This window comes from Mycobacterium sp. TH-M11 (assembly GCF_057473725.1).
The window spans coordinates 1-4,138 of the sequence record NZ_JBYCLD010000383.1; the positions used below are offsets into that span (position 1 = coordinate 1).

Genomic DNA, 4,138 nt, shown 5'->3' on the forward strand with positions numbered 1-4,138 from the left:
ACCGGCCCGGATGACGATAGGTATGTCGCAATGGCCCTCTAGCGCAGAGGATTTGGTGAACTGCTGCCAGCTCACAACTGCACCCATCGCAAACTGGGAGCGCGGGTCACCCGCCTACTGGTGAAAGTCGGTCTGAGGGGTGGACAGGGCGGCACTGTTGCCCAACCGGGTAGTTGATTAGGATTGGGATTTCGCCGGTCGAGGAAGGGAATCCCCACATGACCACCGAAATCACTGACCCTGTTGCACCGTCAGCCCCGGCCGCGGGCTCCGATGTCGCGAAAACCGTCGCGCGGCTGCGTCAGACTTTCGCCACCGGCCGTACCCGGAATCTGGAGTGGCGCAAGGCGCAGTTGCTCGCACTCAAGCGGCTGATGGTCGAGAACGAGACCCAGATCGCCGACGCGCTGGACAAGGATCTGGGGCGCTCGCCGTTCGAGGCCTGGCTCGCCGACGTCGCCAGCACCAGCAGTGAGGCGGCCTACGCGGCGAAGAGCGTCGGCAAGTGGGCCAAACGCCGCCACCACCGGCTGGAGATGTCGCAGTTGCCGGGTCGCGGCTGGGTCGAATACGAGCCCTACGGCACCGTACTGGTCATCGGCGCCTGGAACTTCCCGTTCGCGCTCACCCTGGGGCCCGCCGTCGGCGCGATCGCCGCGGGCAACACCGTGGTGCTCAAGCCGTCCGAGGTGGCGCCCGCCTCGTCGGCGCTGATGGCCGAGCTGGTGCCGCGCTACCTGGACAACGACGCGATCGCCGTGATCGAGGGCGACGGCGCCGTCAGCCAGGAACTCATCGCCCAGGGTTTCGACCACATGCTGTTCACCGGCGGCACTGAGATCGGGCGCAAGGTGTACGAGAGCGCGGCCGCACACCTGACGCCGGTGACCCTCGAACTCGGCGGCAAGAGCCCGGTGATCGTGGCGAAGGACGCCGACATCGAGGTCGCGGCCAAGCGGATCGCCTGGACCAAGCTGATCAACTCCGGCCAGATCTGCATCGCGCCCGACTATGTGTTGGCCGAGGCGCCGATCCGCGACCAGTTGGTCGACGAGATCCGGAAGGCGGTCACGGCGTTCGAGGCTGAGAACTCAAGTGGCGGAAAGCGAATCGTCAACGAGCGGCACTTCAACCGGCTCACCGCCGCACTCGCCGCGACGCAGGGTCAGGTCGCCATCGGTGGTGGTTCGGATGCCTCGAAGCTGAACATCCAGCCGACCGTCGTCGTGGACCCCGCGGCCGACGAGCCGCTGATGACCGACGAGATCTTCGGCCCGATCCTGCCGATCATGACCGTTCAAAACCTTGACGAGGCAATCGCATTCGTGAACTCGCGGCCCAAGCCGCTGGCCGCCTACCTGTTCACCAAGGCCAAGGCCGTCCGCGAACGGGTGATCAAGGAAGTGCCGGCCGGCGGCATGGTGATCAACCACCTGCTGTTCCACTTCGCCACCCACAAGCTGCCGTTCGGCGGCGTCGGCCCGTCCGGCCTGGGTGCCTACCACGGCAAGTTCGGGTTCGAGGAATTCAGCCACCGCAAATCGGTGCTGACCAAGCCGACCCGTCCCGACCTCGCCAGCTTCATCTACCCGCCGTATACCGCGAAGGCGTGGAAGTTGGCCCGCAGGCTGTTCTAGTTTTTCCGCTTCACTAGTTGGTCACCGAGGATCGAGAGATAGGAATTTCATGCCCGGAGTGCAGGATCGCGTCATCGTCGTCACCGGAGCCGGCGGCGGGCTGGGCCGCGAATACGCGCTGACCCTGGCCAAGGAAGGCGCCAGCGTCGTCGTCAACGACCTCGGTGGTTCCCGTGACGGCACCGGCGCCGGACACAACATGGCCGACCACGTCGTCGAGGAGATCAAGGCCGCCGGCGGACGTGCGGTGGCCAACTACGACAGCGTGGCCGAGGCCGAGGGCGCCGAGAACATCATCAAGACCGCCCTCGACGAGTTCGGCAAGGTCGACGGCGTGGTGAGCAACGCCGGCATCCTGCGCGACGGCACGTTCCACAAGATGTCTTATGAGAACTGGGATTCGGTGCTCAAGGTGCACCTCTACGGCGGCTACAACGTGATCCGCGCCGCGTGGCCGCACTTCCGCGAGCAGAGCTACGGCCGCGTGCTGGTCGCCACCTCCACCAGCGGCCTGTTCGGCAACTTCGGTCAGGCCAACTACGGCGCCGCCAAGCTGGGCTTGGTCGGCCTGATCAACACGCTGGCCCAGGAGGGCGCCAAGTACAACATCAAGGCCAACGCGCTGGCGCCGATCGCCGCCACCCGGATGACCGAGGACATCCTGCCGCCCGAGGTGTTGAAGAACCTGACGCCGGAATACGTGGCGCCGGTGGTGGCCTACCTGTGCACCGAAGAAGTGCCCGACAGCGGCTCGATCTTCATCGTCGGCGGCGGCAAGGTGCAGCGCACTGCGCTGTTCCAGAACGAGGGCGTCACCTTCTCCGAGCCGCCGTCGGTCGACGACATCGCCTCGCACTGGGGCGAGATCGACGACCTGTCCGCGGCGAAGGCAGCGAACTTCTCGATCCGCTGACCGCACGCGAAGCTGCGGGCCCGCGGTTGGGCATCGAGTGTGCGTCCAGGGCGACGACACGCCGAGGAACTCCGCCGTGTGCGCACACTGAAATCCCTGTGCGCACACTCGATGCCAGAGGCGACGGCGCGGCACACCCGAGCGGTGGACGCCGTTTCTAGAACAGGCCCGAGAACGCGTCGGTGATTTGGGTGGCTGCGCTCTGCAGCACCTCGACCTCGAAGCCCCCGGCCAGCGTGAACAGCGCGGTGTCCGCCGCCAGCGGCAGGCCGAACGCATCGGCGTAGTTGCCGCTGGCGATGTTGTCGGTGAACAACGAGACGTCGTATGCGGGCATGCTGGTCACCAGCGCGTTGATGATGTCCGCCGTGGGCAGCAAGGTGGCGTAGGCCGCCGACGACGCGGTCGAGATCGCGTTGGCGAAGTCGGTGAGCGTCGCCGCCGGATTGGCGAGGTCGCTGGACAACGCCGACATGACCTCGGCCGCGCTCTGCGTCGAGGTCGCCGCGTCCGCCGTCGACGAGGTCGCCGCCGCATACGGGTCCGTGCCGCTCATCAGGTTCTTGTAGCCTTCCTCGGTGTCGGTTTCCAAGGTGCTCAGCACCGACGACGCGCTGACGTTGGGGGCCAGCCCGAACGGGGAGTTCACATCGGCCGGACCGGTGGAGTAACCGAGGGTTCCGTCGCCGTAGCCCAAGTTGATCAGGTAGGTCAGGTCAGGGCCTAACAACTCTTGCAGCGGCTTCGGTAGCAACGAGACCAACGGCGCGGTGATCTCGGCTCCCGGAGTGGTGTTCGTTCCATCGAGTGTGGTGATCATGTAGTAGTTGGTGCTCGTGTCCGCTGCGGAGGTGGGTAGCTTTGTCGCGTTCTGGATGTCGGCAAGCGACGGCCCGCTTCCGAGTCCGCCGGTACCGTTGCCGCCGTCCAGATAGTGGCCGTGGATCGTCTCGATGCCGAGGAACGCATTCAGGTCGGCCAAGAAATTGAGCGGGTACTTGGGGAAGTCGGCGAAGCCGTCGTATTCGATCGAGTAGATGTTGGTCGCGTATTCGCTCGCCGGAGTGGAGCTGTCGAATGACACACCCAGGCTAGGCAGGTTCAGCGGATCCGACACCACGGTGCCCGAGGTCGTCGTGAAACCGTCGAAGCGCGACAGCAATCCACCGTCAGGAGCGCTCGGGTCGCCGACCAGGAGGAAGTTCACGTCGTTCTTGGGAACGCCGGCGTCCGTCAGCTGCTGCATCACGTAGCTGGAGATCGTGGAGCTCTGGGAGTAACCGAACACGGTCGCGGTGTTGCCGTTGTTGATCGCGTTCTCGATCGTGTTGGTCAAGATGGTGTCGCCCTGCCCCACCGAGGTGGCCTGCGACGGGAAGCCGTCGGTGCCGGCGGGGTAGTTGAGCGGCAAGGTTTTCACGCCGGTCAGCGGGTAGAGGCCCTCGGGTGTGAACAGGCCGTTGCCATACGGGTTCGTTGCGTCGCCCTGATAGAAGGTGATGCCGTCGCCATAGGTCGGAAACAGGTAATGCTCGGCGGCGGACGCGACGTAGTCCGGGCCGGGAATCGGGGTGCCGCTGCCGCCGAT

The 4,138-nt window shown here is 65.6% G+C and carries 3 protein-coding genes; 2 read left to right on the top strand and 1 reads right to left on the bottom strand.

The window, feature by feature from the left end:
- Positions 1–218: 218 nt before the first annotated feature.
- Both AC2VOG_RS15210 and AC2VOG_RS15215 read left to right on the top strand, forming a co-directional pair.
- Positions 219–1,637, top strand: a complete 1,419-nt coding sequence (locus tag AC2VOG_RS15210; RefSeq protein ID WP_486940713.1) for an aldehyde dehydrogenase family protein — start codon at positions 219–221, stop codon at positions 1,635–1,637.
- Positions 1,638–1,686: 49 nt separating this feature from the next.
- Positions 1,687–2,550: an SDR family oxidoreductase gene (locus tag AC2VOG_RS15215; RefSeq protein WP_486940714.1), complete on the top strand. Its 864-nt coding sequence runs from the start codon at positions 1,687–1,689 to the stop codon at positions 2,548–2,550.
- 157 nt (positions 2,551–2,707) lie between these two features.
- Here AC2VOG_RS15215 and AC2VOG_RS15220 read toward each other — a convergent pair.
- The coding region (locus tag AC2VOG_RS15220; protein ID WP_486940715.1) for a PE-PPE domain-containing protein at positions 2,708–4,138 on the bottom strand (1,431 nt) is incomplete at its 5' end.

Bases quoted from the DNA above. Each gene is read 5' to 3' on its own strand.
- AC2VOG_RS15215 (WP_486940714.1), top strand. From the start codon at position 1,687: ATGCCCGGAGTGCAGGATCGCGTCATCGTCGTCACCGGAGCCGGCGGC.
- AC2VOG_RS15210 (WP_486940713.1), top strand. From the start codon at position 219: ATGACCACCGAAATCACTGACCCTGTTGCACCGTCAGCCCCGGCCGCG.